We start from the raw sequence: 26,673 nt of genomic DNA on the forward strand, positions 1-26,673 counted from the left end.
CCGCTGGACCTCATTCGACGCTGACGCGTGCGTGTCGCCGGACGATCGTGTAACCTGGGGTTGGAACAGGAATTGACTTTGGCGAGGAGTCGTTCGATGTCACAATTCAATCGGCGGGAATTTGTCCAACGGGGATTGGCTGGAACGGCGACCTTGGCGTGGGCGGTCGCGACAGATGCGCAAGAAACAAGCGTGAGCACCAAAACCTATACCTACAAAAAGGTTGGCGATCTCGAGATCAAAGCTGACGTTCACCGGATCGACGACAATGTCAAACGGCCCGTCGTGGTTTGGATTCACGGCGGTGCGCTGATTGTCGGAAATCGTGCGGGCATCGACAAGCATGTGAAGGCGAGGATGATTGACGCGGGCTATGCGATTGTGTCCATCGATTATCGGCTGGCTCCTGAGACGCAATTGCCGGCGATCATTGAAGATCTGGAAGACGCATTTCGCTGGGTGCGGGATCAGGGACCGAAGTTGTTTCACGTCGATGCCACCAAAATCGCGGTCATGGGCGGTTCGGCGGGAGGCTATCTGACTTTGATGTCCGGCTATCGTGTCAAACCTCGACCAAGCGTGTTGGTGGCTTTTTTTGGATATGGCGATCTGGTGGGTGACTGGTACAGCAGCCCAAGTAAACACGCGCGACATCAGCAAATTAAACTCACCAAAGCCGAGGCATATAAACAAGTCAGTGGTCCACCGATTGCCGACACTCGCAACCGAAAAGGCGATGGCGGGGCGTTCTATCAGTATTGCCGCCAACATGGACTCTGGCCGCTGGCGGTTTCGGGCTGGGACCCGCACTCGGAAACTGAGAAGTTCAATCCCTATATGCCCCTACAGAATGTGACGCGTGATTTTCCTCCGACGATGCTAATTCATGGAACGAAGGACACCGACGTGCCCTACGAACAATCTGTGTTGATGGCGGAGCAGTTGAAACAGCACGGGGTGGAATATCAACTGGTGACGATTCCGGGCGGTGAGCATGGCTTGGGGGGTGGCGATCCCAAAATCATCGACGCCGCCTACAAATCGGCCGGCGCGTTCGTCGATCGTTACCTGCAGCCTTCTTCCTTGTAAACTCATAAACTAACAGCTATCGATTGTCTCCCGCATCCCTCGCTGCCGCCCCCAATCCAGCACCGCTGCAATCGGCCGGAGCGGCTCATTTTCTGCTTGCGGTTCCTTCCGGCTTCTCGGCCCAGCGTGATATGCACGTTTGGCAACACAGTCAATCAGTTTCTGACTGCGCAATTTACGTTCCTAACGATTGAACTTTCAGCGGACGCAAAATCACCGCTGAAACTGAAACGCGTACAATTTGCAGTTTTTCAGATGAAATCGCAACCGAACCGGTTGGTTGGCCAGGCTGCTGACGTCATCTTGATCACCCCAAGAAACTTGAGCTCGGACTGAATTCGTGTTGACGGGTGTGGCGTCTTGTTTGGTGAAACCGGGCAAGGGGCTTCCACTGGAATCCAGCGCTTCGACCAAAACCGACCCGCCTCCACTCGCATCGACGTTGAGTTCTAATCGGTTGCCTTCAAATGAAATTGGCGGGGTGGTGATTTGGCCTCCTTTGTAGTCCGCATCGGCGGAGACGAATCCATCGAGACGCAAAACGGCTCGTCCGATTCCGGACAAATGTTGGCCATTGGCAGCGGGTTCGATATTTCCGTCGTGGTCGCGATTTGAACCGACGTAGTATATCCACAACTCATCGCCCATTGGAACGGGATGAGGCAATGCCCAAACATACCTCGAGTCGAATCGGCCCGAAGGTCCCATTCCCATGAACGCCTTGCGTTTGCCAATTCGTTGAAACTGTTTCCCATCCCGGCTGGCCGCGAGACGCACGTCGAAACCGGATGGTCCTAAGCCTTTGAGTGGTTCACGTGACTGCCAATGCCAATAGGCTTCAGCCAGCATGATCTTGAAACCTTCATACTCGAAAACATCAGCGCCGTAATAATCAACGGGAGGTTGACCGTTCGGTGACTCTTGCGAGGCCAAATCAATTTCATCGGCTTGTAAAACCACCGTTTCGTTTTCCCAATGTTTGAAATCAGCCGATTCCAACCGTCTGACAGTACGGTAGCTCATCTGCCGAGGCTCAAGTCGGACCCAGCGGCGTGTGAACAAAACGTATCGCGAGATATCAGGATCCCAATAGACAATGCTCTGTGTATCCCAGCCACCGGGTCCCGGTTCGAGGCGTTGGAAGAATTTCCAGTTCAATCCGTCGGGCGAGCTGTGCATATGTAGCTGGCCTGAAGGGTAAACCTTGGCCTGGGTTTTAAAGCGATGTTCGAGCGGGGCGTTTTCATCAATCCAGACCGAGCAGCCACCAATCACTCCCGGCAACACGATGTTGTTGACCTTCGATCCGTCGACTTCATGAATGTTTTGAATTGGCTTGACGAAATCAATACCGTTTATCGATTCGGCATAGGCAACGCGCCGCTCATGGTCGTACGGTCCCGGACCGGTCGGGCGGATGATGTCGTACCATAGCCGAACTTTGCCGTTGTCCTTCAACACACTGGAATAGACACCAATCGATGCTCCCTGTTCCCATGGTTGATCGCACTTGATCAGCACCTGCCCATCACGGCGAGGCTCGTTCATCGTCAACGTGACATCTTGGCTCGATGCAATAAATCGATTGTCTATGAATAACTGTTTTTGAGTGCCAATGCTTATGGCATCTTCATCAGTTTCCGCGGCGCACAACAACCCGCCGCTAAGTACAGCACAGACCAATATGACACAATGAAGATGTTGACGACAATTGGTTATCATGGATGTGATTTCAATCATGAAGGAATTAATAAAGTGGTGACCAATGCATGCAAATCATGGTAACGAAACACACCGGGGATTTCAGCGATCATTGGCAAGTGCGCGAGCACATCGAAATTATCGCATTCAATAGAGTGCTGCGAACACATCAATCGATTTCATTCCTAGCGGCTCACAAGCCCCGTAACCGTCCCCTCAATCCAGCGCCTTCGCCACGTCTACCTCACTGACGTGGTCCCGTTCCACGTCGGCCATCGCTTCCTCCCAGTTGATCTCGCCCAAGTCGTCGAACCGACGGCCAGAACACGAACGTCAATCTCATATTCAAGGTCTCCTTTCACCCTGATCACAGAGCAAGGCTTATGCCAAAATATTCAGTGAGATAGCGGTTTCGCAACTGGTTCTAGTATTGGCACGCTGCTGCGAGCGTTTGAGGCTCCTATTGCATGCTCGCAAATACTGCGATCTCTGCTGATCAGCACGAGGCAAGCAGGTGGCCATCGGGTTGGGACGATGAATTCATCTCATCGAATCGATTGGATTGCGGACGAAGCGTTGTATTTCGGCGTTTGGTTAACGGCGCTGGAGTCGGATCGTTTCTCGGTTCGAGCGTAATGCAGTGACGGCCGAAACGTAGAGGAGGAAAAGTGCGGAGCACAGCACAAACATTGGGAGAAAAAACAATGCTCGCGACACTTTGTCTTCCATCATGCCGCCTAGGGTGAAATTAACGAAGCCGCCCCACACTGCGAAATTGAACGTTGCCAACCCCCAGGAGACGACAAGTCCCGTCCAGATTGCGGGAATGCGGAATTGAATGGTTTTTTTGCCAATAGCCACCATAGAGATGCCCAGGATAATGAAAAGGAAAAACCATCCAAACACTTTCCAGGCTTGTTCGGGCACATAGGGGAAGACCCAGAAATGCTCGATGTTAAAGAACCGCCGAATCGCTAGTGTGACAATTCCCAGTACTTCCATCGCGGCGAATCCGGCTCCCAAGAACATCATAAATGTGCCGGCGTCATGAATGCGTTTTAGTTGGCGCGTCCATAGGAACAGCTTCGACAATTGCCCCAGCGGGCGCGCCTTGACCGGCTCTTGATTCAGGAAGCGCCGCAAATCGTCTGCGAACTCTTGCGCTGACTGGTAGCGGTGATCGGGTTCCTTGGAAATCGCCTTAAGACAGATCGTTTCTAGATCCCGCGGGATATTGTGAACAAACTCGCGAGGCCGGGGTGGAGGTGTATGGATCGCCTGCAAAATCAGCATGCGGGTGTTGCCCCGAAACGGGCGCTCACCGGTCAAGAACTCAAACAGCATGACCCCTAGGGAATAAACGTCTGAGCGGCTGTCTGCCTGATGCGATTGTCCAAGAGCTTGCTCCGGAGGAATATAGGCTGCTGTCCCCAGAATCTGGCCGTCCATTGTCATCGTGACATCCTGCGATTCCCGTTTCGCTAATCCAAAGTCCATCACATGCGGATTGCCGTCCGCATCGATCATAATATTGGATGGTTTGAGATCACGGTGCACGATATTGCGCAAATGGGCATGCTGCAGGCCGTCAGCGATTATGGCGCAAAGCGTTGCCGCTTCTCGAATACTTGGTGATTTTACCGCAAGCCATTCCGCAGCGTTCAGCCCTTCAACAAAGTCGCTGACGATGTAGATCCGTCCTTCATCTTGGCCAACTTCATGAACACTAACAATGTTAGAATGATTGAGTTGTGCCGCGGCCCGCGCTTCGCGGACAAACACATCAGCTTCTTCAGTACTGAGTTGTTCTCTTCTGGGGATTTTGATAGCGACCGAGCGATCGAGTTCTTCGTCGTAAGCTTTCCAGACGACGCCAAAGGCTCCGACTCCAATCTCGGAAATCAAGCGAAAGCGGCCAACAAAGGTAGGTTGACTCCCCTCGAACCGAACTGTGTCGGTAGAAATGAGATTGAAGGTGCTCCCACAATCGGGACATACCAACTCTTTCAATGAAGCCTCAGCATCTACGTCCACCGAATTACGACAATAAGGACAACGGACGATCATGTTAGCAAACGCAGAGCTCCACGAATTCTTAGGTGACCATGCTTTGATGCCACGCGGCTACGTTCATGGCAGGCAATGAATCGATAGTCGCATTGAAGCGAATTCAGAAAATAACGTCTCTGGCACAATTGGATTCTGGCTGCAACCAAAAACAGCGATCCGTCGCTCGGACTGTTCCGGAACGTGCAGTAGACAATGAGTCGCGGAAATGTGTTAAAAAGATCGTAGCGAACGGAATATCCGATTTCAATTCGTAAGTTGTTTTGGCGATGCGCGCACGAATAGTAACACTCTCGATATCCGGGGGAAGTATAATTCCATGCAACACGTTCGCACGACTCAATCAGCCCTCCGCGGGGGTCACAACGAATGCAGGAACTTTGCCGTAGCTTTTTTCACCGCCACCCAAATATGACTCTTCTTCCCTTTACGCCACGACATTCCGTTTTTCGTTGCGTATTGCTTTCGAATAAGCAATCCTCGAAATGCAGTCGGATGCCCACTCGCTCCACTAGTTTCAATGCATTCCGGGGAGGCCGTATTAGCGTGCCGGTGCAGCGGCTTTTTTGGCCAGCGCCTTTTTGAAAAAGATGACGATCCATTGCTCCGCCGTCGCCGGGCCACGGTGACCGCCGTCGTTGCTGATTTCGATTTCCGCCGCGATTCCCACCTGTTTCAGACGCGCGTGCATGTCGCGTGACTGCAGCCAGGGAACCGTGCGATCGTTCCGGCTATGCAACAGCAAAACCGGTGGATCGGCTTGGTTGACGTGGTTGATCGCCGAGGCCTGTTGCCAGTCTGCATTGGTCTCTGAGAACTCCGCGCCGATCCACTCGCCGTTGGTCCGACGTTTCTTTTCCGCATTGGGCTGCAGCGCCAACTGGTCCTTGTCAGTGAATCGGGCGACGAAATCGTAGACTCCGGCGATCCCAGCCGCCGCCTGGATGCGGCTCGATCCCTCCGCAGCTCCGCCCGGCGGTTCCAAACTTTTGACGCCGTCGCCGACCGCCAACAACACGGCCAGCGTCGCGCCGGCGGAGCGTCCCATCGCGCCGATGCGGTCGGGGGCGATGCCGTATTCCCCGCTGTGCGTGCGGATAAAACGCACCGCGGAGCGGACGTCGGCCAGGGTGTCGCGATACTCATGATCCGGCCGGCCGCGGTAGGAAATGAGCGCCGCCGCAAAGCCGTTTTTCGCCAGCCGCTCGGCAATGGGGCGAATCCGCTGCCCGTCCTGCGCCCTAAACCCTCCCCCTTGGATGACGATCACACAGGGGAACGGGCCGGAGGGATTTTGCGGTCGGTATAAATCGAATGTAAGTTCCCGATCGCCGCGTGCAAAGACGAGCCCCTTCTGCACCGTGAATTTCGCCTTCGCTTGACCGCCGCACGCCTCCACCGCAACCGCCGTCACCAGCAGCCCGCACGTTGCCCACAGTGCGAACGCAGATCGTTTTTTCATCGACGCTTCCTCGGAGAATCATTGGATAAGAACAGTCGTAGTGGGAAACTGTTGCCATTATCTCCGAAAACGGACCGGGAAAGCCAGTGGTAACCGGGCGAATCGTGGTCAAGGGTTACAGCTAAGCGCGCTCTGCTGTTCAGTCCATGCTGACTGTTCCTCGGCCTGGATCAATTTGCGATAAACGTAAATGGCCAAACAACTCGGTATTCCGCATCGACCAAGGTGCTGGGAGAACCTTGGTAGGGGTCACGCAGCTGCGGATTTTCTCTCGAAGGTCATGGGGCGGACCTTCGGCTTCGATTCCAGTGGCAGGATTACTGGGGATGTTTGAGTCGTAATGAAAGGCTTTTCAATTTTCAAAAACAATAAATAGCAGACCGAAATTGTGCCAGCCAATATTATGGAATCCAAGAGTATTCCTCGAATGGGAATCTGCTTGAGCAGGACAGAGGAGAGAAACATCGAGACTTCGTTGTGAAGCAGATAGATTGAGTAGCTGGCCGTTCCCAGTGCAGTGGCCATGCCGGGAAGAAGTCTCATAGTCCAGGACTTCGAGGGGGACTGCAGCTTTGAGAACCACGCATCGAATGGTTGCAGGCACCATAGAAAAAGGGCTGATAGGAGTGAGAACACCAATTGATCAGGGGTGATACTCGAGTAGCTAAAATACAGTAGTGTTGAGCTAATGCTTGCAAGCATTGCCAGGCAAATTCTTTTGTCCCAAGAGCCAAGCAACTGTTGTGCAGTCCAGCCCAGATTGTGGATGTACCACAAAAGTAGGCCGCAAGAAAACCAGCTCCAGTATGGCAGGAAAGTCCCGGCGGCGGCAGTCATTACGAAGGAAGGGTTGTGGAGCCAAGCCAATAAACTCAGGGCACTGATTGCGACCAAGCCGACTAAATAAAATCGACGTAGCATCAGTAAAATCCCGACTGTGATGTAGAACTGCATCTCGATTGCCAGGGTCCAGTATGCTCCGTTGACTTGACCAAAGCGTTCCCACCAAGCGCCTTGATCCGATGTGACCCCGCGCGTCAGCGTCAAGACTCCTAGCCAGTCCACTGCGTCATAGGATGGTAGGCAGGGGTAATATAAACCCGGCACTTTTGCGGTCAATCCATCTTTGCGCAGGGCAATTGCAACACAACGCAGGATGAAAATGATTCCTACGGAGAGCCAGAATGTCGGATAAATTCTCCGCATTCGACTACGAAGGAATTGCCAAGGGGACTTGAGGCGTTCCTTAGTTCTTTCCGCCGCGAGAGCAATGCAATAACCGGAAATAACAAAGAACAACGGAACCGCCATGTCGCCCAGTTTGAAGAAGGAATGGATCGTCGGCAGCGTCGATTGGAATGGCTTGGAAAATTGATAGTGAAATAGGAACACCCAGATGGCTGCCAAGCCACGAATGGGGTCGAGCAGATAGAATCGATTCGGTCGTTTTGCTTGATTAGCGACAGCAAGACCCATTTCATCACTCCATCGATCTGCTCAGAGAAGGAAGCTCTGAATCCGAATCATTCCACGGATTACTCGAACGGACAATACTGAATGGGGCGAGTACGATCGGAAAACTCAAAACGTGCATGCATGTCCAAGAGTAGCCGAGTGGATTGCCGTTTTTTTTAGGGACAGTCGTCGGACACTCGTTGATGGCTAGCAGTCACACCGGCAAGTCCCGTCGGGATGTGAGTTTTCCGACGGAACCGATTCTTAGGGTGTTCGTTAATTATTTAGAAGTTGCTCTGACTTTGATTTAACATTCATCGTCAGTGTTTTATTGCAAGATTCAACACCGGTTTGCACAGTTGTGAAGAATGTCCCAAAAAGTTACGTCGGACAAAATCCCACATGCGCCGCAAATCAATGATTTTGCTCTTAAGCAGGCTCGACGAGGAGGGCTCATCTCATTTAGTGCATTTCCGCAGACGCGTGCGCGAAGTTGAGGCATGGCGACCGCCGCTCATTGGATCTGCGGACACCAGGGGCGATTTCTAAAGTGAATTGTCACAAAAGCATGTTTTTACACTCTGACGTGTTCTAAATACGCCAGTTTTTCCGAACAAGCATATCTGCTTGTGCCGATAAAACCGGTATCCAAACTCTGCTCGCCGCTAACAATCCCATCTCGGAATTCACCGATTGCCTTCAAGACATTGTCACAAGGTTTGCAGCTATGCGAAACAACACGACTAAGATCGTGCGCGATTCCAAACGGCGAGTATTATCGAATCACTTTTCCGGGACGCTCGTTGTCGAGGGAGCTCCTTCTGACAAATTTCGTATAGACTCGTTGTCGTATCCCGACGTCAAAGCGATGTCGTTGATGGCGAAGCGGGTGAGCGATTTCACTTGGTCGTTGGTGTTGCTGATCCTATTAGCGATTCCCATGCTGATCATTGCGGTCTTGGTCAAACTAACGTCTCCTGGTCCGATCATTTATAAACAGACACGCATTGGTCGGGGTGGACGCGAGTTTGAACTGTATAAGTTTCGATCGATGTCGGTCGATGCCGAACAAAAAACCGGGCCTGTGTGGGCGGCTAAGAATGATCTTCGGCCGACGCGCGTGGGGCATTTTTTGCGGCGGTTTTCTCTCGACGAACTACCGCAGTTCATTAACGTGCTTCGCGGTGAGATGAGTTTGGTCGGTCCCCGCCCGGAGCGACCGCACTTTGTGGATAAATTTACCCAGGAAATCCCTGAGTATCATTTGAGGCATCAAATGCTTCCCGGCTTGACGGGCTGGGCCCAGGTCTGCGGATGGCGCGGCGACACTTCCCTTCGCAAACGCTTGGAGTGTGACCTGGACTATATCAACGCGTGGTCACTCAAACGGGATGTCTATATTTGTTTGATGACACCTTGGGAGTTACTGCGGGGCGAAAGCTGTGACCGCTAACGCGATTTCGTCCAATTCCCGGCGCCGATTCCTTTGGCTGTCGGTCGCATTGAGTGTCGCAGCATTGATTCAGATCTTCGATGCGTGGCGTTCACCGGTGATTGCCCGCGATGGCATGCGGTTTATTGCGATCGCCCAAGAGCTGCACCGGCCGCGCGAAGCATTCGCGTATTTTACTCAACACCCGGGATATCCCGCATGCATTTGCATAGTACATAGAGCTTTGGGGCACTTGAGCGACGGAGCGACTGTCGGATCGTGGGTTTGGGCAGCACGCCTGGTCAGCGGCGTTTTTGGGTTGGGCTGCATTGTCGCCGTTTGGCTGCTAACGCGAGGACTTGTTGGCGACCTTGCGGCAAATCTGGCAGCGCTCATATTCGCCGTGCTTCCGATCGCCCGTTTGAATGCCGCTGATGCGCTGAGTGATTCGGGGCACTTATGCTTTTATCTACTCGGCGCCTGGTTTCTTTGTGATGCCGTCAATGGACGTGGAACGTGGCGATATTTCGCCGCTGGATGTTGTTCTGGATTGGCCTATTGGATTCGTCCAGAAGGCTGGAGTGTGGCCTTGGTGGGCGGCCTATTTTTGGGATTCGAGCTTTGCCGCAGCACACTGCTGTCGCGACGACAGGCTTGGCGGGGACTGGTCCTGTTGATGACAGCGACGGCCATCGTTTCGGGGCCTTACGTGCTGTTGTCCGGTAAGATCACCGACAAGGTTCGTCGCAAGGAAAATCTGGTCAAGTTCAGCCGGCATTTGAAACAGGCAGACGCCAAGTCTCCCAGCAAAGAGACCCCGTCGGCACACATCGAACAAACGGGATTGCCCCTGACCTTAGGAGGGGCGGCTAGTGTCCTGGCCGCTGCGTTGGCGCAGCTTTTCAAAAATATACTCGAAACGTATCAAGCTCTGCTGTTACCTGCTTGTTGGGCACTGTTGCCCAATAACAAGTTCCGCTTTCCGGCAGGTCCGGCCCGGGTGATTTGGGGGCTTGCTACGCTGCACATGCTGTTGTTGGTGGGATTGTTTATTACCGGCGGATATATCTCTGAGCGACATTTGTTGCCGATTTTAGGACTCTCAATGCCGGTGGTGGGGGCCGGACTATTACGACTCGCGGTGGACTTTGCGATTATTATTACCCTACTGGGAAAGATCGGTACCGCTCGACGTGGGCGTCCCTGGACGTTGGCATTTTTCTTGGCCCTGATGATTGTAACGCTGTTGCCGCAAGCTTTGCGTAATTCGCACGCACAGTTTGTTCCCGACTTAGCCGCTGCGGAATGGATCCGGCAGCATAAACGGCCGCTTGATAAAGTGATTACCAACACGCCGTATCCGCTCTTCTATGCGGAGACTTCGGGGAAGTGCGTTAAGCAGAATGAGGACTTCGGCAGGGAGCTCGCAGGCCTGGCAAATCATCGAGTCCTGGTCATCGTGCAAAGAAAGCAAAAGCAGCCGCCCGTTGCGACTGCTATAGCTTTTGATTCCGACAACCATACAACCGCATTAGAATTCGTGGCGCAGTGCAAGTTTCGGTCGAAGACTCACGAAGTTCTCGTGTATGCCTGCGAACCGCGCATTGCGCAGACGGCGGATAATGCACAGCGCCGCATTCAACGGTAATGTTTATGCCGCTTTTCTGGCGACGATGACTTGGCTTTTTGGCATGAATTGATCGAGGGCGTCACGAACGTGAGCAGACTCGGGATCCGAAATCAGCGTGTACCAAGTTTTCGACCAACTCTTCAGTAGCGGACCTTCCGGTTCGCTAAGGTCGTGTTTTGCAGACCAAAACAGGATCCACCAGACCGACCAGTAGAAACTGCTGCGGCCGAGATGTTCGATGTCCAGTCCTACAGATTTGACGAGACCTTGGATGTCCTCACGCTCAAAAATGCGGACGTGGTTCGGCGGCGCCCAATAAACGGGCGGTGCGACGGATTTCTGAATATTTTCCGCCACCGGATCGGGAACGGTGATCAGAAATTCGGCGCCGGGCTGCCCAATTCGAGCTAGTTCGCTGAGGAACTGTGCAGGATCGGGAACATGCTCCAAGACTTCTGAGCAGATGACTTTGGTCGCAAATCCGTCTGGGATCGGCAAGGGGTTGGAGTCGCTCACGAGTGCGCGGAGGCGTCCTTCGAATTGACCTTTCGCCATGTTGTTCACGCGTTCGATGGCATCTTCATCAATATCGGTAGCAAGTACTTCGGCACCTTGGCGGGCAGCGAACATCGCCATGCCTCCCGTACCAGTACCCACATCGACCACGATATCGTCGGGCTTAATTTGAAACCCGTCACATAACTGCCCGGTTTCTTCGATATACCAACCCGACTGCTCCGCATCCATACTGCGAACTACTTCTGGATCAAGAGCGCCTGGGACACGTCCAGCCGCTTTATAGGCGACTTTTCTTCCTAGTCGCATCCAATTGCGAACTCGATTCAACATGAGAAGCCTCTTTTTCTCAGAGTGTATGTATGGACGTACGATTCACCTATTGTTGGCCAAGAGGTGGAACGTGTGTGGAATGACATCGAAAGGCTGTGAAGGGGCGGACCATATATGAAGTGGTCGCAGAAGGTCAATAGGTTTTCCAGCGCCTAGGACTCGATGAAACAGGGCTTGCGTTACTACCCTCCCCCCCGCGCGAAACCACCGCCAAACCACCGGCTCGCATGGGATGATTTAGAAAAACATTGACAGCAATTGGCATCAACTGTACAAGGTCGCCCAAACTCCACATCCCCAGTTGCCACGGAAGACGACGTCGAAGATCAATCGATGCTTGGCGTAATAGGTGCAGCATTGCCGTGATGCAATGGGGAGCCTTTCGCAGAGATACACCTCTCAAAAACGGAGCTGTCGAAATTGGATTTGCCAGTCAAACATACCGTCGAGGCTCCCACCCGAGGGAACAGAGAGCCCTGCATTTTGTTGACCAGTTACGGCACAGGAGCCGGGGTTGGGAAAAAGCTAGGTGTGGCTGGTTACTCGCATGACATCGTTGCCAAGATCTACCGCCCCTTGCTTGAGAAAATTGGTAAAGTGGTATTGGTGGACGACCCTCGCAGCGAATTGATTCCGCTTGCGGAAGAGGCGCGACGCGATGGTTTGTTTCCACTGCAATTCAGTATCACCCCGTTTCAAGATGCGGTCTTGCCTCAGTCACTCCCTTCGGTGATTGCGCCGGCGTGGGAATTCCCGGATGTCCCGGATCATGAATTCGGCGACAATCCTCAAAACAATTGGCCGGCAACCGCGAATTGTTGTACGCGCGTGGTTGTGAGCGGAAAGTTTACAGCGGACGCGCTGCAACGACGAGGAACCACAGTCCCGATCGATATCGTGCAGGTTCCTGTTGCCGACTCGCTGTTTGATATTCCAACGTGGAGCCCCGAGCAAACCGTTGAAATGCACTGCCAACATGTTGAGCTGTGTCACCAAGAACCGGAGCGCGCTGCTGTCGATTCGCCCGTGGCTGGCGACACACCGAAACGTCGTCGGATAAATTTACGGAGCGCGGTTCTGCCGTTGGCGCGGGGCATCTATCGCAATGCTGTGCGGCCGGTCTTCGGAGATCGACTTGCGCGATCACTTCGCGATGCCATTCGCGTTGGTCGGCATACGTGGCGATCACAAAAGCTCGTTGTCAGTCAGCAATTGCAGACCTCACCGCTGCGGCTCAGCGGCATTGTTTATACGAGTATTTTTAATCCCAACGACGGCCGCAAAAACTGGCATGACCTGCTGACCGGTTTTTTGATCGCTATGCGTGATCGTCCCGATGTGACGCTCGTCATTAAATTGGTGACCAGCGACCCGGTATCTGTCGGGCAGTTTATGTTGTGGTACCAACAACGAATGATATCTCACCAATGTCGTGTGGTGTTGGTGACTGGTTTCTTGCCGGATGAACAAATGCAGGAATTGATTCGGGCCACCACCTTTTATGTTCAAACCACTAAGGCCGAAGGAAACTGCTTGCCGTTGATGGACAGCTTGGCGGCTGGGCGGCCGGGGATCTCTCCCAATCATTCGGCAATGTCTGACTATTTTGATGGCCGCTTCGGGCACGTGATCCAATCCAGCCCCGAGCCGGCCGCGTGGCCGCATGATCCGCGCGGGGGAATTCAGACAACATGGGCTCGCATCGATTGGTCATCTGTGGTGACGGCTTTGCAAGATAGCTATCGCCAAGTGACGAGCCATTGGGCCGAATATCAAGCGATGTCCGATAGAGCGCGAGCACATATGTCTGACTGGGCAAGTTGTTCAAGCATTCAGCCTCGCTTGGAAGAAGTCATTCGCCAGACCATCGAGCGTGCTCTGGAGGGTTCGGCGTCAGATGGCGATGTGCAGGAAAAAATTGCGGCGTAGCGAGTATTAACCCCGGGATAAGACGCTTCGAAAATAGAATTCTGAAAAACCATGTTTGGATATTTACGCGGAATCTATCAGAGCCGTTTGTTTTGCTACTCCTTGGTGCAGCACGACATACGAAAGCGATATCGCCGATCGGCTTTAGGCGTGTTATGGGCCGTCATCCAGCCGGTCATGCTGGCGTTGGTGCTCACGTTCATTTTGCATCGCGCATTCCAGCATGCGGCGGTGGATTACTTTTTGTACGTGCTGACCGGTTTGTGCTTTTGGAATTATATCACGCATGTCGTCAGCGGCGGTTGTCAAAGCATTCAAGGAGCGACGGTCTACATTCTGGAAAACAGAATCCCCATTGCCGTCTATCCATTGCGATACATGCTCGTGGGTGTGTTCCATCTCGTGATGGCCATGCTGCCGGTTGCGGTGTTGAGTGTCATCATCAGCGGTCTGCCCACTTTGGCAGGGGTGATTTCGCTGATTCCCGTGGCGCTTTTGCTGTTGGTGCTCGGTTGGTCCTTGTCCTGTTTCTTCGGGATTGCCGCCGTCTACGTGCCTGATGTTTCGCAAATCACACAAGTTGCGCTGCGGATTTTGTTCTACGCCACGCCGATTATCTGGCAGAAGAACATGGCACGCTTTAAGGAAATCGAATGGGTTGTCTCGTTGAACCCACTGGCGGCGATGATGGATCTCGTCCGCGGGCCGTTGTTGAATGGTCTTCCGGCGGACAACTTTGCCTCGTTGTATGGACTCTCCTCCTTGCTGGTCGTCGCTTCTTTTGCCGCTGCATGTGGATTGCTGTTCTGGTGTGAGAATCGACTCGTCTTGCGGCTTTGATCTGGAATGTATGGTGACATCTCTCTGACATTGGTGCGACGGCGACATTCGCTGTCTGAATGGAACTCGTCGCATCAAAAATGCACATTGCTCAACTCAACTAGGTAAATAACGCGATGGCCCGGATACATCTGGATGATGTTTCACTGCAGATCCAACTGACGAAGCGAGGCCCCATGCGGATGCGGGATTGGTTGAAGCACCGCTTTGGTTTGTCGGGGGGAGAAGAAATTATGCAGATCGACGCCCTGCAAGGTGTGGATCTGGATGTGGCTCCCGGTGATCGTATCGGACTGATCGGGCTGAACGGAGCGGGCAAGAGCACGCTGTTGAAAGTGATGGCGGGAATCTATCCGATCACAAGCGGAACCCGTCAGGTGACGGGCCGCGTGAGTACCTTGTTCAATGTGCTCGTTGGTTTTGAACAGTTTGCAACGGGTTGGGAAAACATACAGTATCGCGGCTATCTCCAAGGGGAAAGCCGCGAGGGTCTGCGCAGCAAAATGCAGGCGATCGCCGATTTCAGCGAGTTGGGCAGATATCTAGATCTGCCTGTTTCGACCTACTCAGCCGGCATGAAGATGCGGTTGGGTTTTTCGATCGCCACCGCCATTGAGCCGGAGATTCTCTTGGTCGACGAAGCGATCAACGCCGGGGACATTGCCTTTCGCGAGAAGGCGAAACACCGTATTCGCGACATGATGTCGACGGCATCGATTGTTGTCGTGGCGACGCATGACCGTAGTTTTTTACGTGATCTGTGTAGTCACTTGATCTGGATGGAGAGTGGTGAAGTTCGCGCGCAAGGTGATCCGGACGAAGTGTTCGAAGAATATGAGTCGGTTGTGCTGCAGGGCAACAACCAACGTCCTGGTGGGGCGCTCGTGAAATACGCCGGCAAACGCGCCGCTTAATTGATTGCAAAAAATAGACGTATTCGTGCTACTTGAGTCATTGTGAATGGACGGCAGGAGGCCCTCGGAAATGCAACTCGACTTTTTGATCCCGGGATTTAGCAAATGCGGCACGACGTCTTTGTGCAAGTTCCTCATGCAACATCCGCAGATTTATATTCCTCAGGTGAAAGAGCCGAACTATTTCGCCCATCGTTACGGTATGGGGTGGGATTGGTATCAAAAACTGTTTGAGCCAGCTAAGCCGGGACAAATGTGTGGAGACGGAAGTACCTGCTATACGTCCTCAGAATATGAATACCGTGCCTATCAACGCGCGCTGGATCGATTTCCAGACATGAAAGTGATTCTGATTGCTCGCGATCCGATTGGGCGATTGGAATCAAGTTTCCGCTATATGCACCATATCGGTCACAAATGGAAGGCTTGGGCATCTGATTGTATTGGTGAGACGTTAAAAACGCTGCCGAACATGATGCGGGATACCATGTACTGGCAGCGCTTGATCTGCCTGCGATCTTATTTTCCCGATGAGCGGATCCATATATTATTTCTAGAAGATTTTAACGCGGATTCCGCAGGGGAATTGGCAAAGTGTTGCCGGTTCCTGGGAGTGTCGGACGATTTCCAATTTGAGGGACTCGACCATGTCTACAATTCCGGAAGTCGTACCCTCAAAGATACACCCGGAATGCGTTGGCTGCGGCAGGCTCCGATCACCGGCAGTATCTGCAATCTGATCCCGACAAGATATCAGAATTTGATTGGGATGAAACTGGGGCTTCGTAAAGGCTTTACGGGGCCGGTCACTTGGAATCAGCAGTCGCTGGACTGGGTGCTCGAACGTATTGCCGAAGATTCGCAGCGTTTCTTGGAATATGCCGGCAAAGCACCGGGCTTTTGGTCGTTGCAGCCCGAGGCACTAGAAACCGCTCAGAACGAACCTGGAAACGTGAACCGAAAATTCGCAGCCTAGAAATCCACACCGAGGCCATTACGGTGATGCAAATTCCTCCGACTCAAGAAGTCGATACAGAAGCGGTGACTCCCAGCAGTGCCGCGGGTGTCGGTCGGCGGATTTTCGTGGATTGCACGAAGACCTATTTCTTTGGTGGCGGAACAGGTATTCAACGAGTCGTGACGGAACTCGCGCGGCATGCTTCAACTGCTGGCCAGGAAATCAACGTTTCCTGCTCACCCGTCGTTTGGATGGGATGGGGGTTTTTAGAAATCGGAGAGCATAGCGTGGACCGCAATCCCCGCGCCCGCGTACTCGGTGAATCCCTCCGCCGGACAGTGCTCGCGTTGGTTAAATTCATCAAACGCCATTCTGGGAGTTCCACGAAACCACAGGTGGAAAATGACCCACGTCCGAAACGGTCGGGCAGGGGGGCAGGTATTGTTTCCGCTCTCGCGCGTTGTCTGTTTGTCGTGTTGAGCCTGATCGCGTTGCCTAAAAGTTGGTTGCAGTTTCGCTTTGTCAGATTCCAACGCGACGATGTACTCCTCCTGCCGGATGCAAATTGGAGCAACATGATCCCGTGGGTGGCACTGGAAAACATTAAGAAACATGGCGCGGGTCTAGTGAGCGTCATGCATGATATTCTGCCGGTTCGCGTGCCGGATACGTTTGAACCGTCGTTGGTGTCACGGTTTACAAATTGGTTGAATTGGGCCTGCCGGAATCTGGATGCGATGGTCTGTGTGAGTGAAGCGACACAAGCGGATCTCAACACCTATTTTAAAGAACAACAACTGAGGCACACTCCTCGCCTCGGTGCCTTTCGACTGGGATGCAATCCGAATCAGCGGAACGCGTCGCCGCGACCACACATTGTGAAGCAGCTTGAATCGATTGCCGCTACGCCATGTTGTCTGTGTGTCGGCACTTTAGAGCCACGAAAAAACCACCAGTTACTCTTAGATGCCTGCGAGCAGCTTTGGGAGTCGGGTCACGAATTCGGTTTAGTCATTGTGGGGAAAATCGGTTGGCGGTGCGATGAAATTATGCATCGAATGGCGAAGCACTCGCAGTTGGGGAACAATCTGCATTTGTTTCACGACCTGAATGATAGTGAACTCGATTTGGCATACGGGTCCGCGACCGTTGTGATTATGCCGTCGATGGCTGAGGGGTTGGGACTGCCCATCGTTGAGGCGTTACGGCGAAAAAAGCCGGTGATCGCTAGTCATATCCCCCCGCACAGAGAAGCGGGCGGGGACGGTTGTTTCTATTTTGACCCTCAGGATAGTGCGGACCTCAGCCGACACATTGTTTCGGTGTTGAATGGTGGGCGGCCGCAAGGTTTTAATCAGTCAAAGCAACGTGACTTGCCCGATTGGCGATCAAGCACGTGTGAGCTTCTTTGCACAGTTGATCAACTGTTGCCGCTGTCTCATGTCGGTCAAGCAACCGGCAGGCATCGAGCGCATCGTTTGGTCTCCAAGAGTTCTTTGTCGCAGACAAAACGTTCTCGCGCAACGCGGGATAAAATTCGCAACTAACCGCTGGGAAACTGCAGCAGGCCCGATAACTAACTAGAAAAGGCAACCATGAAGGTCGCACTTGTTCACGATTGGCTCACGGGCATGCGCGGTGGGGAAAAGTGTCTAGAGGTCGCCTGCCGTCGCTATCCGGATGCGCAGCTTTATACATTGCTGCATCGCAAAAACTCCACCAGTCCAGCCATTGAGCGGATGGCAATTCAGACCAGTGGCTTGCAGCGAATTCCGGCGATTTCGCGATTCTATCGTTATCTATTGCCGGTCATGCCCACGGCCATCGAACGACTTCAGGTGTCCCAGGACGTCGATGTCGTGATGAGTTTCAGCTCGTGTGTGGCTAAGGGGATTCGCAGCCCCGCGGGCGTACCGCATATTTGTTATTGCTTTTCACCGATGCGATACGCTTGGCACATGAAGGACGCGTACTTTCCAGAAAGTTCCCAAAAACGCGGCTTGCTCGGTAGTGCGCGGTCTGCCGTTGCCGCAACACGCGACCACTTGCTTTCACGGATCAAAGAGTGGGACCGCGACAGTTCCGACCGCGTCACGCACTTCGTAGCCAACAGCCACAATGTCGCGCAACGGATTCAACAATGCTACGGTCGCGATAGCCGAGTGATTCATTCGCCCGTCGACACGGAGTTTTACACGCCGGAAGCCATTGAACGCCAAGACTTTTATCTGTATGTCTCCGCCTTGGCGCCCTACAAGCGGGTTGATTTGGCGATTGAGGCGTGCCAAAAAATGGGCCGCAAGTTGGTAGTCATCGGTAGCGGACAGCTCCTGAAGAAGCTTTCACGAGCGTCACTGAAACATGTGGAGATTCTAGGTTGGCGGACGGATGAGGAAATTCGCTGGTATCTAAGACGCTGTCGCGCGCTGTTGTTTCCGGGGTTAGAGGACTTCGGTATCGTCCCCTTAGAAGCCCAGGCCTGCGGCGCGCCGGTGATCGCTTATGGACGCGGCGGAGTCCTCGAGACCGTCCTTCCCGCCACGAGGGAGACTGAGGGGACCGGAATGTTCTTTGAAGAACAAACCACCGATGCGCTGTGCGATGCTCTCTTGGAATTCGAGTCCAATTCACATTGGATCAGTCCCCAGTTGTCGCGCAAACAGGCCGAAAAATTTTCCGTGGAGAATTTTGAACGCAAACTCATTGACTACGTTGACTTGGTGGTCACTGGGCAGTCGAGAGATGAGGCTCCACAGGATATTGTGCCGTTTCCAAATCTCGTCGAACGCGAACTGCGCCGCGCTGCGTAGTGGTTGCGTCGAACCGGTTTTGATCTACGTGTTCGGTTGAATCGTCCTCGGCGGATCGGCTCAAAGGCGGCCTTTGAGGAAGTAGTTGTAATGACTTCCTCTTGGTCCCTCGCCGCCAAGGACATAGAGGGTGTCGCCGATGATCACGACGGCGGAGTCGTTGAAAACGGCGCCGGGCGGAAGCGTGCCTTTGATTTGTTGCCACTGGTCGTCTTGCACGTCGTATATCCAAGTCAGATCGGACCAAAAGCTTTTCCGCTCAGGTTTCTCTTTATCACGCATGACCCCGCCGACAATCACGGCATACCGCTGTTGATAGAGCGCGCCTGCCCATCCAGAGATCGCAACAGGTGGAGGTGTTCGTTTTTCCCAGACGTCTTGCTGTGGACTGTAACGCCACGTTTCGCGGAGACCGACCGTGTTTCCCGATTCGTTCCAAGTGACCCCGCCCAAAACATAGAGGTGATCCTGAGACGCCGCTGCTGCAGACCAGCCTCGCCCGACTGCTGGAATTGGGGAGCGTGTTTTCCAGCCTAATTCGGGTTGGCTCAGATCGAAGACCTCCGTCGTGTTTCGAATTGTGTTTTGGCTATAACCCTTCTCTGCCCACTCATATTCATTCCCCCCAGCGACGACTAGGTAGTTCCCAACACGGCCGACCGCCATGTGAGTCCGGGGAACATTCAGTTGGCTGTGTTGACGCCAGACTGGGGGCTGTTGGAGGAGGTCCAAAGCAAAGCATTCTCCGTGTGGACGATACGGAGGGTCCTGCTTTTGATATTGCTTGCCGCCGCCGAAGAAATAGAAGTTGTCGCCGGAGCATAATCCCCGCCCGTATTCGCGACGATCGGGCGCGTCAGCCAATCGGCTCCAATTGTCAGTAGCCGGGTCATAGATCCAACACCACCGCGAGGTCTTGCGGCTGGTGCGATCGTCCGTTTCATCTCCACCGGGAATAAAGCCGCCGGCAACGACAATTTTGCCGTTGTGGACATCCATCGCCACGCCACTGATGCCCGCGTATGGACCCTCCTCAACCCAAGGTAGTTTTGTGGTTTCCCATTTGATGGTTCCAAACGTTGGCAACTGGGAATATGCATCTGGGGGATCCGTCGATAGCGGCGGCGCCGGCTGCACGCCTTTTTTGGCGGGTGCGGGCTCAACATTATCCTCAGCTGCTAAGATCTTCACGCCCAATGGCGTTGCCAACAGAACGAACAAGAAAATTCCACATCGTGTCATCGCATTTGACTCGCTAATGCCGCAGATTGGCGGAGGCGGCAACTTGTGCCTCGTGTATTGCACCTACCGTACCACAAATCAGGCGAGTTGACCTCCCGCAGCCAAAGCTGGTCGTTGACGGGGGACTGCGATCAAACGGCGGGCCGGTTAGGGAACGCGGACGCCGTTGACGAAGATTTGGCCGGTGGTGTCGGCGGCTGAGAACGGGGTTGTTGCGCCGGTAATGATGTTGTTTTCCGTCCCGTGAAGTTCGACATTGCTGGTGACCGTGGAGAAGATGATTCCGCGGTCCACAAATCCATCACTGCTGAGCAGTGGGATGCTATTGTAGTTGATTGTCACGTCGGACGTACCATTGATCGAGGAGAACAACAGCCCCGTACCGCTTGAGACATTATCCACGATCACGTTTTCAAAAATATTGATGTCCGACGATTGGCCAAGAAGACTCCGTCGCCGGTCGCGGTTCGAATGCTGACGTTGCGCACGGTCGCTCCGTCAATGTCGTCGCCCAGGATGCCATGTCCCGTAGTCTCTTCGATCGCAAAACCGGAGAATTCAGAACGTGAGGTCAGGGTCAACGCCCGCCTCGGGCATTTCAGGACATGGTCAGAAGTCGGAACTCCCACTCTAGCCGCAATTGTATGCCAGCGAAACGTTGGGGCAAACGGTTGTTGGACCGTAGCAGTTCACCGAGTCGTTCGTGGGAATTGATCAGGTTGAGCAGAATCGTCTCGTTCACCGGTGGCGGATCGCAGCAACACGGCGACAAGAAATATCGGGCGGAATGCGATTTCTCGTGGCTGAAAACGTCTCGTTGCAGTAACCGGCGAATACGGCCTCGTCGGAGGATCCCTTCCTTACAAATCCTTCGTCTTAGGTCGTAGGCTAGAGCACAACCGACTCCTACTGCGGTCAGGGCGATTTGTTGAGCCCAAAGTGGTCACGATTGACCTTCACAAACCGTGAGTCGTCACCTTGGCTTTGGATTTCCTGTAGAATTTCCGCATATAAAGTCGCATCCGGCGTCTTGCCACTGAGACTGGTCCAAATTTTTTCGGCCGCCATTTGCTCAATCATCTGTTTGGCGGTGAGTGGCTCCTTAGATACGCTGAGCACCTTGGCGGCGGCGTTGATGGTGCTCAGCTTTGGGGCGGCGGCCTTTTTGGTGGTCACTTTTTTCGCTGTCGTTTGCTGGGTGGCCATAGTTTCGTCCCTTTCGTTATTCAGGTTTCGCATCTGTCCTGCGGCCAACGTGCTCGCCGAGAATCGGACATTCACTGACCTCGACGGGCAGCATCATCGGCCGCTGTTTGGGAGACAGTTCCGGAAAATAAAACTGGCCCGGTTCAAGTGGGAAACGATCGAATTCATCGGCGGTTGGACGATGAAAAGTGAGAGAAGATTTCAAAAACCGTTTGGCAGGTGCGCAACGCTGGCAGTGCCTAGTCGCTCACGTCCCCTGTCCGATCTCTTCCAGCATGGCTTGCCCCGCCGTGCCCCTTCGACTGCCCAGAGTTGTGGTTTCGTTTCGTTGATGTCTACTGTACTCTTAGGTTTTTAATTTTGGGGCTCACAATACCCCGGCCACGATTGCGTCGGTACTCGACGACGAAATGGTTCGCGTGTTCGACATTGTCTCGCTTAAAGGATGATTCGCCTAGAGAATCCGGGTATCTGATAACGTGGTACCTGCTTAATAGGCCTACAGAGATGACTGAATGTAAAACGAACAATACGTAGGAAAAATGTTGTTGGTGTTGTGTCCAACGGTTCGCCAGGCGGACCGCTGTAAGCCTACGGCGAAACGCCGATCACGCTCTCGTAGGTGGTGCCGATCTTCAACTCATCAATCAAATACTTGGCGTTGCGTCCGTTGGTGATACGTAATCGGTCAAAAGTTATGTCGGTGCGGATGTCAAGTGCCGGGCCGGACCACTTGACCTCGCTGATGCTATGCGGAAAGGTCTGTGCAGAGGGAATGCTCGCGACGCGACAGCGGGCCACGTGTTGGCCTTCAGCGTCGGAAGTCACTTGGATGTGCATAAGTAGTAAATAGGCGACGTCATCGGCAACATGTTCCTGCTTGGGGGTTGTGCCTTGCGAGATCGCTTTCCCCTGCTCAAGTCGTCGCGTGAAGCTAGTTCGACCGCTACTCACACCGAAATGCAATACCGGCATGGTCTCCTTACCCATCAATAAGATTTCCAATTCTTCTTGATTGGCGGTATCGGGATTTCCCGTAGGCAGACGCTTGGCTAGCAGCGAGATGTAATACTCACCCGTTTGTGAGAGGTCGATCTTTTGAACAAGGCCTCTCGATAACGTGTCCTTGACTTGCATCAAGATGGAATGACCGGTCGCTTGAAAATGCCCGCCCTGTATCTCAATGTCATGATCAACGACTTCGGCATTGCTGGGTTTCGTCAGATCGCTCAGCGCTGTCCAGCCGCTTCGAAATCCATACCCACCGTTCTTGTTGGCTAGGCTTCCAGCTGGGTACTCAAAACCGTCGTATGCCAATTGGCCCTGGAGTTGTGGTTGTTGCACTGCTCGGCTAGGAGGCTGCAAGTTGTTCACTAAGCGTCGTTGAGCATACGGCCATTCGTTGGGGCGAAGCGGAACGCGCTTTGTCCAGCGGTGTTTCACGCGGTACCCTGCCGTCACATCCAACCAATGTTCGCCGGGGCTTATCGACAACTTGCGGATCCGTTGATTCTTGACAGAAAATTCTCGAGACAATCCGTAGCATTTTCCTGTTTCTATGTCCCAGAAGCCGAGATAGCCGTCGCCATCGCCACTAATCAATCGTGCTCCGTCACGCGAAAATGTGAGCGCACGTACGGCAAAATTGTGACCGTTCAGTCGGATATGAGACTCTCCGGTTGAGACGTCTCCAAGATGAATCGCTCCGTCCTTGTGCCCAGAAGCTAGCCAGCGACTGTCCAGTGAATAGGCCATGCTATAGACATGACCGGCCTTAACGAAAGTACCTTGAGCCTTCAGTGTTGCTCTGTCAAATATCTGTACACCGAGATTTGACGCAGCAATTATCCGATTGTCCGGGGAGAGCAAAACCGAGCTGGCAAAAGCATTGGGGAGTTGCTTTTCAAAACGCGCATTTTCTTGTGTGTTGAGCAAATAGAGATTATCCAATTCTTTACCAAAGCCGATCACATGCTGCTGATCAATCGCGACATGCCCCCAGGCAGTATCCCTTCCAGTTGATTTTCCAAAGTTCCGGCTACCGAGGCTTTGAAGGTTTCCCTGAGAGACATCCCAATACTGAAGATGCTTATTGTCGCACTGGGCCGCGAGTAGTGATCCACACGGAGAGAAAACCAACGTCCTAGCGAAATGTGGCAGTTTCACTGAAGTTGCCAACAGTTTTCCGCTTTGATAGTCGGTCAAACGGACGCGATCATCGGTTCCCAGCCAAGCGAAAAGTTTTGAATCATTCGACGTGGCGGTATTCGTTACTCTGATCTCTTCAGGTGCAAAAGGTTGCTCAGAGTCTAGCTCACCAAAACGATACAGCACGATCGCGCCATCAGTCCCCGACACGAGAGCCATTTCGGAGTTCATCGCACGGATTGCGGTGACGGCCCCGTTTACAGCCCGGATCTTTGGCTTGCCTTGGAAAGTGACTTCTCGGTGACCCGAGTTTTCAGTGGTTACTATGTCCGACGACTCAATCCAGCCATTGTAAGAGCCGATGAGAATCGTTGACCCGTCGGCCGAAAAAGCCAGACGCTCCCGACCCTTACAATCAAACATGCTTAGACGAGTCCCGGAGACAGCATCGACTAAATCGAGCCGGCCCCATTTCCCCACAGGTCCGATTAAGTACGCGGCAAATTGTTGGGACGCATTGTAAGCGAATACAAAGGGAGATTTCTGAGAGGGGTTGTTGATATTTTTAATCAAAGCTCGCCGGCTTACATCCCACAGCCCGATGGACTTTGTGTCTGAATTTAGAGATGCCAGAGTGAAACCGTCATCGTCAAACCGAATCATGCTGCTGAAATGTGTGGAACCCGGAATCTTGTGGAGTGTTCCGGCAAGGCCGTCCTGAAAATCCCATACGGCAATATTGCCGTGAGACGCAGAAATGAGGTACTTGCCGTCTCCGGAGAAATCCAACGAGCGAATCGTATATGGGAATTTATTGAGCCGCGCCACTTTGCCACCTGTCTTGGCATCGATCAAGACCACGTGGGAATCGTATGGATAATCCTCTTCGCCATAGGCAATCCAGCGGCTGTCCGGTGATACGGCGACTGCGTGAATTGGCCGGTGATGCAGTTTAAAACGCCTCAGCAGTGTTGCTGAGCGGATGTCCCAAATCGATATGACACCATCCATACCGGCTGAAGCCACGCGTTTGCCGTCCGGAAACAGAGCCAAGTCTTGCACACCGGCGGAATGAGTCCCGATGACTCGAAAACGCTCTTTAACTTTGGAGTTAAGATAATGCCATTCCACGTGCCGCAGGTTCGGTTCGCCCATTGCTGGTATTTGGTCGGCCAGAATCTGTGACGCCTCCATCAACCGATTTTCTTCGTAGCGCTGAAAAGCGAGATTCATTTGTGAGAGATAACTCGTCTTGCGTGCCCGCGCTGTCTCTTGCTGTGCCAATAGATTGGCTTTGTCCGACGCCTCCTTCTCCTCTTCAACCTGGACCAATGCGGTCCTGAGCTGATCCATGACGGTGCTCATTTCCTGGAAATGCTGACGAGACTGCACCAACTCCCAGGATCCGAATGCGCACAACGCTACTAATAGCAAGGCAAAACTCGTCAGCTTTCCCCGGTGACGCTTCGCGAATTTTCCCAGCCGGTACGTCACCGACGGCGGACAGGCATGGACCGCTTGTCCCTTCAGATAGCGATCGATGTCTTCGGCGAATTCCCGCGGCGATTCGTAACGGCGGTTGCGGTCTTTCTCCAGCGCCCGCATTACGATCCAATCTAACTCACCTTGCAGTTTGCGTCCCAATTTGCGGTGGTCGACTTTTCGTTGATCGGAAATCGTCGCGACTTTCTGCATTTGCAGTGTGCTCAATCGCGAGCTTGGTTTGGGCGGCTCGTCTTCGAGGATGATGCGACGCATTTCGTCGAAGCCCGCACTCTCCAAGGTCTCTCGATTAAAGGGCGTCGTCCCTGTCAGCAACTCGTACAGCAGGACCCCGAGTGCGTAAACGTCGGACCGGGTGTCGACGTCGACTTCATTCAGTTGCGCCTGCTCTGGGCTCATATACATCGGCGTGCCAATCATCTGGCCGAACGCGGTGTAGACCGTCATTTCCGTCAAAGGTTGGCTCAATGCCTTGGCGACACCGAAATCAATCACTTTCACGATCGGTTTTTCATCCCGCATCGTGACCATGATGTTTGACGGTTTGAGGTCCCGGTGGATGATCCCTTTCTGATGCGCATGTTGCACGGCGTGACACGTATCGATAAACAGCCTCAAGCGCTCATCTGTCGTGAGTTTTTGCTGGTCACAAAACTTGGTGATCGTGGTACCCTTGACCAGTTCCATCACGAAGTAGGGCCGGCCATCAGCCGCAGTGCCGGCATCAAGCACTTTTGCAACATGTGGATGGTCCATCATGGCTAGTGCCTGGCGCTCAGATTCAAAGCGGCCGACAATATTCTTGGATTCCATCCCAAGCTTAATCAGCTTGAGGGCCACTTTACGGCGGATCGGTTTGGTCTGCTCGGCCACATAGACCTCTCCAAACCCTCCTTCGCCGATTTGCTCTCGAATCTTGTAGGGACCAATCTTGGTTCCCGGTTGTAATCCAGAGAAGTGACCCAGGATCGACGGGGCCAGTGGCGCGTCTAAAGGGTTGTTTTCGGTAGCATCGTGACGCAATAACTCTTCAAGTTCGGTCCGCAGTTCATGGTTGTCGGCACAGGCAATTTCTAAGAACAGAGCTTGCTGCTGCGGATCTGGTATTTCGACGGCGAGATCAAAGAGGTGTTTTGTCTGCGGATTTATCGACATCGAAGCACTGCTCCGTACTACTTACATTCAGATTCTCTGCAGCGCGCGAATTCGTTGTTCAAGCTAGAAGAAAACTGCAGGGCGCTGGCTTAAGAACCACCTCGCCGGGGATGTCACCTCCATTACATAATGCGAAATCCGAGGGCGATATCAGTCATCATTAATGAAGGATTAAAGAAAAAAAGCAATAATAATTATGTTGAAAGTGTCAAAGCGATATAGGCAATAAGCCGAGTCGTTGACGAGAACTAATAAGCCAATTGGCGCCTGAATTGACTTGCGC

The 26,673-nt window shown here is 53.2% G+C and carries 19 protein-coding genes; 9 read left to right on the forward strand and 10 right to left on the reverse strand.

Features of this window, described 5'->3' with window-relative positions:
* The first annotated feature begins 96 nt into the window (after window positions 1-96).
* Entirely contained in the window at window positions 97-1,089 is a 993-nt protein-coding gene (locus CA54_RS10510) for an alpha/beta hydrolase (protein WP_146370726.1), read from the forward strand.
* A gap of 213 nt (window positions 1,090-1,302) precedes the next feature.
* Here the strand turns inward: CA54_RS10510 and CA54_RS10515 are convergent, their stop codons facing one another.
* The 4 genes from CA54_RS10515 to CA54_RS10530 form a co-directional block, all read right to left on the reverse strand.
* Entirely contained in the window at window positions 1,303-2,637 is a 1,335-nt protein-coding gene (locus CA54_RS10515) for a hypothetical protein (protein ID WP_146370727.1), read from the reverse strand.
* 747 nt (window positions 2,638-3,384) lie between these two features.
* A complete protein-coding gene (locus CA54_RS10520) occupies window positions 3,385-4,695 on the reverse strand; it encodes a serine/threonine protein kinase (protein WP_197532368.1) in 1,311 nt (436 codons plus the stop codon).
* Window positions 4,696-5,398: 703 nt separating this feature from the next.
* The gene (locus CA54_RS10525) at window positions 5,399-6,319 is read right to left on the reverse strand and encodes an alpha/beta hydrolase (RefSeq protein WP_146370729.1); all 921 of its coding nucleotides are present in this window, start codon (window positions 6,317-6,319) and stop codon (window positions 5,399-5,401) included.
* A gap of 249 nt (window positions 6,320-6,568) precedes the next feature.
* On the reverse strand, window positions 6,569-7,795 hold the full coding sequence (locus CA54_RS10530; protein WP_146370730.1) for an acyltransferase family protein: 1,227 nt from the start codon (window positions 7,793-7,795) through the stop codon (window positions 6,569-6,571).
* Window positions 7,796-8,501: 706 nt separating this feature from the next.
* On the opposite strand from CA54_RS10530, the gene CA54_RS10535 reads away from it, so the two are divergent.
* Both CA54_RS10535 and CA54_RS10540 read left to right on the forward strand, forming a co-directional pair.
* Entirely contained in the window at window positions 8,502-9,227 is a 726-nt protein-coding gene (locus CA54_RS10535; protein WP_146370731.1) for a sugar transferase, read from the forward strand.
* The gene (locus CA54_RS10540; RefSeq protein WP_146370732.1) at window positions 9,217-10,854 is read left to right on the forward strand and encodes an ArnT family glycosyltransferase; all 1,638 of its coding nucleotides are present in this window, start codon (window positions 9,217-9,219) and stop codon (window positions 10,852-10,854) included. The genes CA54_RS10535 and CA54_RS10540 overlap by 11 nt, the downstream gene beginning before the upstream one ends.
* 3 nt (window positions 10,855-10,857) lie before the next feature.
* Here CA54_RS10540 and CA54_RS10545 read toward each other — a convergent pair whose 3' ends face one another.
* Window positions 10,858-11,685 carry a class I SAM-dependent methyltransferase gene (locus tag CA54_RS10545; RefSeq protein ID WP_146370733.1) on the reverse strand — a complete coding sequence of 276 codons (828 nt, stop codon included), beginning with the start codon at window positions 11,683-11,685 and terminating at the stop codon, window positions 10,858-10,860.
* A 531-nt stretch (window positions 11,686-12,216) separates the two neighbouring features.
* On the opposite strand from CA54_RS10545, the gene CA54_RS10550 reads away from it, so the two are divergent.
* The 6 genes from CA54_RS10550 to CA54_RS10575 all read left to right on the forward strand — a co-directional run bounded on the left by CA54_RS10550 (window position 12,217) and on the right by CA54_RS10575 (window position 19,136).
* The gene (locus tag CA54_RS10550; RefSeq protein WP_146370734.1) at window positions 12,217-13,614 is read left to right on the forward strand and encodes a glycosyltransferase; all 1,398 of its coding nucleotides are present in this window, start codon (window positions 12,217-12,219) and stop codon (window positions 13,612-13,614) included.
* Between the two features lie 51 nt (window positions 13,615-13,665).
* Window positions 13,666-14,454 (forward strand): ABC transporter permease, encoded by a 789-nt coding sequence (locus tag CA54_RS10555; RefSeq protein WP_146370735.1) that lies wholly within the window; start codon window positions 13,666-13,668, stop codon window positions 14,452-14,454.
* Between the two features lie 116 nt (window positions 14,455-14,570).
* Entirely contained in the window at window positions 14,571-15,368 is a 798-nt protein-coding gene (locus tag CA54_RS10560) for an ABC transporter ATP-binding protein (RefSeq protein ID WP_146370736.1), read from the forward strand.
* Window positions 15,369-15,438: 70 nt separating this feature from the next.
* A complete protein-coding gene (locus CA54_RS10565) occupies window positions 15,439-16,344 on the forward strand; it encodes a sulfotransferase family protein (RefSeq protein ID WP_197532369.1) in 906 nt (301 codons plus the stop codon).
* A gap of 26 nt (window positions 16,345-16,370) precedes the next feature.
* Complete coding sequence (locus tag CA54_RS10570) at window positions 16,371-17,873, forward strand: glycosyltransferase family 4 protein (RefSeq protein WP_231963111.1); 1,503 nt, start codon at window positions 16,371-16,373, stop codon at window positions 17,871-17,873.
* Window positions 17,874-17,921: 48 nt separating this feature from the next.
* Window positions 17,922-19,136 carry a glycosyltransferase gene (locus CA54_RS10575; RefSeq protein ID WP_146370739.1) on the forward strand — a complete coding sequence of 405 codons (1,215 nt, stop codon included), beginning with the start codon at window positions 17,922-17,924 and terminating at the stop codon, window positions 19,134-19,136.
* A gap of 60 nt (window positions 19,137-19,196) precedes the next feature.
* Here CA54_RS10575 and CA54_RS10580 read toward each other — a convergent pair whose 3' ends face one another.
* From CA54_RS10580 to CA54_RS10595, 5 genes are all read right to left on the reverse strand, one after another.
* Entirely contained in the window at window positions 19,197-20,378 is a 1,182-nt protein-coding gene (locus tag CA54_RS10580; RefSeq protein WP_146370740.1) for a Kelch repeat-containing protein, read from the reverse strand.
* Window positions 20,379-20,525: 147 nt separating this feature from the next.
* Window positions 20,526-20,780: a hypothetical protein gene (locus CA54_RS10585; RefSeq protein WP_146370741.1), complete on the reverse strand. Its 255-nt coding sequence runs from the start codon at window positions 20,778-20,780 to the stop codon at window positions 20,526-20,528.
* A 2-nt stretch (window positions 20,781-20,782) separates the two neighbouring features.
* A complete protein-coding gene (locus CA54_RS29260; RefSeq protein WP_197532370.1) occupies window positions 20,783-20,959 on the reverse strand; it encodes a hypothetical protein in 177 nt (58 codons plus the stop codon).
* 334 nt (window positions 20,960-21,293) lie between these two features.
* Window positions 21,294-21,584, reverse strand: coding sequence for a winged helix-turn-helix domain-containing protein (locus CA54_RS10590; protein ID WP_146370742.1), 291 nt, complete (start codon window positions 21,582-21,584; stop codon window positions 21,294-21,296).
* Between the two features lie 591 nt (window positions 21,585-22,175).
* A complete protein-coding gene (locus CA54_RS10595; protein ID WP_146370743.1) occupies window positions 22,176-26,390 on the reverse strand; it encodes a WD40 repeat domain-containing serine/threonine-protein kinase in 4,215 nt (1,404 codons plus the stop codon).
* Window positions 26,391-26,673 lie beyond the last annotated feature (283 nt).

It is taken from the genome of Symmachiella macrocystis (assembly GCF_007860075.1).
Classification (GTDB): domain Bacteria; phylum Planctomycetota; class Planctomycetia; order Planctomycetales; family Planctomycetaceae; genus Symmachiella; species Symmachiella macrocystis.